The sequence below is a fragment of the Streptomyces fuscigenes genome, assembly GCF_021556455.1.
GTDB classification, from domain to species: Bacteria; Actinomycetota; Actinomycetes; order Streptomycetales; family Streptomycetaceae; genus Streptomyces; species Streptomyces fuscigenes.
In genome coordinates, this window is sequence record NZ_JAKGCV010000600.1 from 1 (window position 1) to 2,662 (window position 2,662).

1 protein-coding gene is annotated in these 2,662 nt (G+C 78.8%); it reads left to right on the plus strand.

Going from position 1 to position 2,662, the window contains the following annotated elements:
• Positions 1–736 precede the first annotated feature (736 nt).
• On the plus strand, positions 737–2,662 hold a 1,926-nt coding region (locus tag L1885_RS26795; protein ID WP_308117407.1), incomplete at its 3' end, for an FtsX-like permease family protein.

The window sequence follows — 2,662 nt, forward strand, 5'->3', positions numbered from 1 at the left end:
CGGCAGCGGACTCGGCGCGGCGGGTGGCGGCGCCGTGCGCGCGCTCGGCGGATGTGTCACGCGACCTCCCCCTCAGGTCCAGACGTCGTCCCGCCACCGGCGGGTGCCGGGGGAAACCTCCTCCGGCCAGCAGTATGGCCGTCAGGGCCCGCGCCGCGCACCGGCCTTGACTGGATCTTGTACGCCCGACATCCGGTGAAGCGTACGACACGGGCTCTGTGGTGAGTACGCGGACGATGCCCCGTTCGGTTCCACGGGCGGCGGTCCGCGCGACCCCCCGCTCCGGGCGGTCCGGCGCGGCGCCGGCGGCCGGGCGGCGGCACGATCCGTCCGCGGTGGTACGAGACGGCCGGGGTCCGTACAAGGGGCGGCGACGAGGGCGGCCCGGGCCGGCGGCGGGCTTGGCTCCCCCGCGTGCGGCACCCGCCGACGGGGCCCGGGGCACCGCGCGGCGCCGCGTCCGGTACGAGGTCGGCGGCGGTCGATTTCCGGTCACAATCCCGTCACGTCCTCCCGCAAGCGTTTTCTCCCGGCCCATGCGCCTGACACGATCCCCGAACCGACGTTCGGGCACGTCATCCGCGGGGGTGGCCGGACCGGTCCGGAGACACCGCGCAGGTCACGGCGGGCGCGAGCCGCGCCGGAGCCGCGCGCCTCCGCGGGCCCACCGGTCCGCGTCGGGGGGAGACAGAGGCCGGAGGCGGCCCGGGGCCGGGTACGGGGTTCAGGGGGAGGCGTGACGGGATTCGTTTTCCTGCGGGTGCGCGCGCACCGGCTGCTGCTCGCGGCTGCCCTGCTCGCGATGACCCTGACCACGGCCGTCCTCGCGACCCTGGCGGCGTTCTCCGGCTCCATCGGCGACGCGGGGCTGCGCCACGCCCTCGGCTCGGACGACACGGCGGCCGCCTCGCTGGTCGTCTCCGTCCAGTCCCCCTCTGCGAGCCGCCCGCAGCTGGACGCCGCCGCGCACCGGTTCGCCTCCCGGGTGTACGGCGGGCTGCCGGTGCGCCTGCGCTCCCTGGACACCTCGGGCCCCTACGGGCTGCCCCGCTCCCTCCAGCCCCCGGCGGCCCGCCACGGCGACCCGGACCTCACGCAGTTCGCCGCCGTGGACCGCTCCCGGCTCCGCCTCGTCCGCGGCGCCTGGCCCGCCGCCGGAGCGGCCCCCGGGCCGGGCGGGACGATCGGGGCGGCGGTGCCGGAGGTCGCCGTCCGGCAGCTGAGGCTCGCGCCGGGCAGCGTCCTCACCCTCACCGACCGGCTGAACGGCGGCACGGTGCGCGTGCGCGTCACCGGCGTCTACCGCCCCGCCGACCCGACCGACCCGTACTGGCAGCTCGACGCGCTCGGCGGCCGGGGGGTGCGCACGGACTCGTTCACCACGTACGGCCCGCTCGTGGCCGACCCCGCCGTGCTGGGGGGCGGCCGGCTGTCCCGGGGCAGCGCGTCCTGGCTGGCGACCGCCGACTACCGCACCTTCACGGCCGGCCGCGCCGGCGCCCTGCGCGCGTCGGCCTCGCACGCCAAGGACCATCTCGCCGCCGAGAAGGCCTTCGACGGCGACGCCACCGTCCGCACCTCCCTGCCCGACCTGCTCGCCGGCGCACAACGGGCCCTGCTCGTCGCCCGGTCCACGCTGCTGATCGTCTCGCTCCAGCTGGTGCTGCTCGCGGGCTACGCGCTGCTGCTTGTCGCACGCCTGCTCACCTCGGAGCGCGCCGAGGAGACCCGCCTGCTGCTGGCGCGCGGCGCGTCCCGCGGCCGCGTCGTGGCGCTTTCCGTGGTGGAGGCGCTGCTGCTGGCGGTCCCGGCGGCCGTGGCGGCCCCCCTCGTCGCGGGCCCGCTGACCCGGCTGCTCGGCGGGCAGGGGCTGCTGGCGCGGATCGGGCTGCGGCTGGACGCCCACCCGACCGGCGCCACCTGGCTGGTGGGCGGACTCGCCGCGCTGGCGTGCGCGCTCGCCGTCGCGCTGCCGGCGGTCACCGCGCGCGGCTACGGGCGGCCCGCCCGCGCCAGGGCGCTGCCGGGCCCGGTCCGGGCCGGCGGTGACCTCGCGCTGCTCGCCGTCGCGGCGGTGGCGTACTGGCAGCTGGACCGGCAGACGACCGGCAGCGGAGCCCTGACCGGCACGGGCGGCCCGGACGGAGACCTGAGCATCGACCCGCTGCTCGTCACGGCACCCGCCCTGGCGCTGCTCGCCGGCACGGTCCTGACGCTCCGCCTGCTGCCGCCGGCCGCACGGCTCGCCGAGCGGCGCGCGGCCCGGGGCCGGGGGCTGCCCGCGGCACTCGCGGGCTGGCAGCTCAGCCGCAGGCCGCTGCGCGGCGCGGGCCCGGTGCTGCTGGTGGTCCTGGCCGTGGCCATGGGCGTGCTGGCGATCGGCCAGGGCGCCTCCTGGGACGCCTCGCAGAGCGACCAGGCAGCCTTCCAGACGGGCGCGCCGATCCGGGTGCTGGGCAGCCGGACCCCGCCGTTCGGCCAGGGCGGCGCGTACGCGGCGCTGCCCGGCGTGGGGCACCTGGCGCCCGCGGCCCGCGAAGTGATGCCCCTGTCCGGCAACCGGCAGGCGACCCTGCTGGCGCTCGACACCGCCGACACGGCCGGCATCGGCATGCGCGACGACCTCGCCGGCGGCCACGCCGACCGCGCGCTCGCGGCCCTG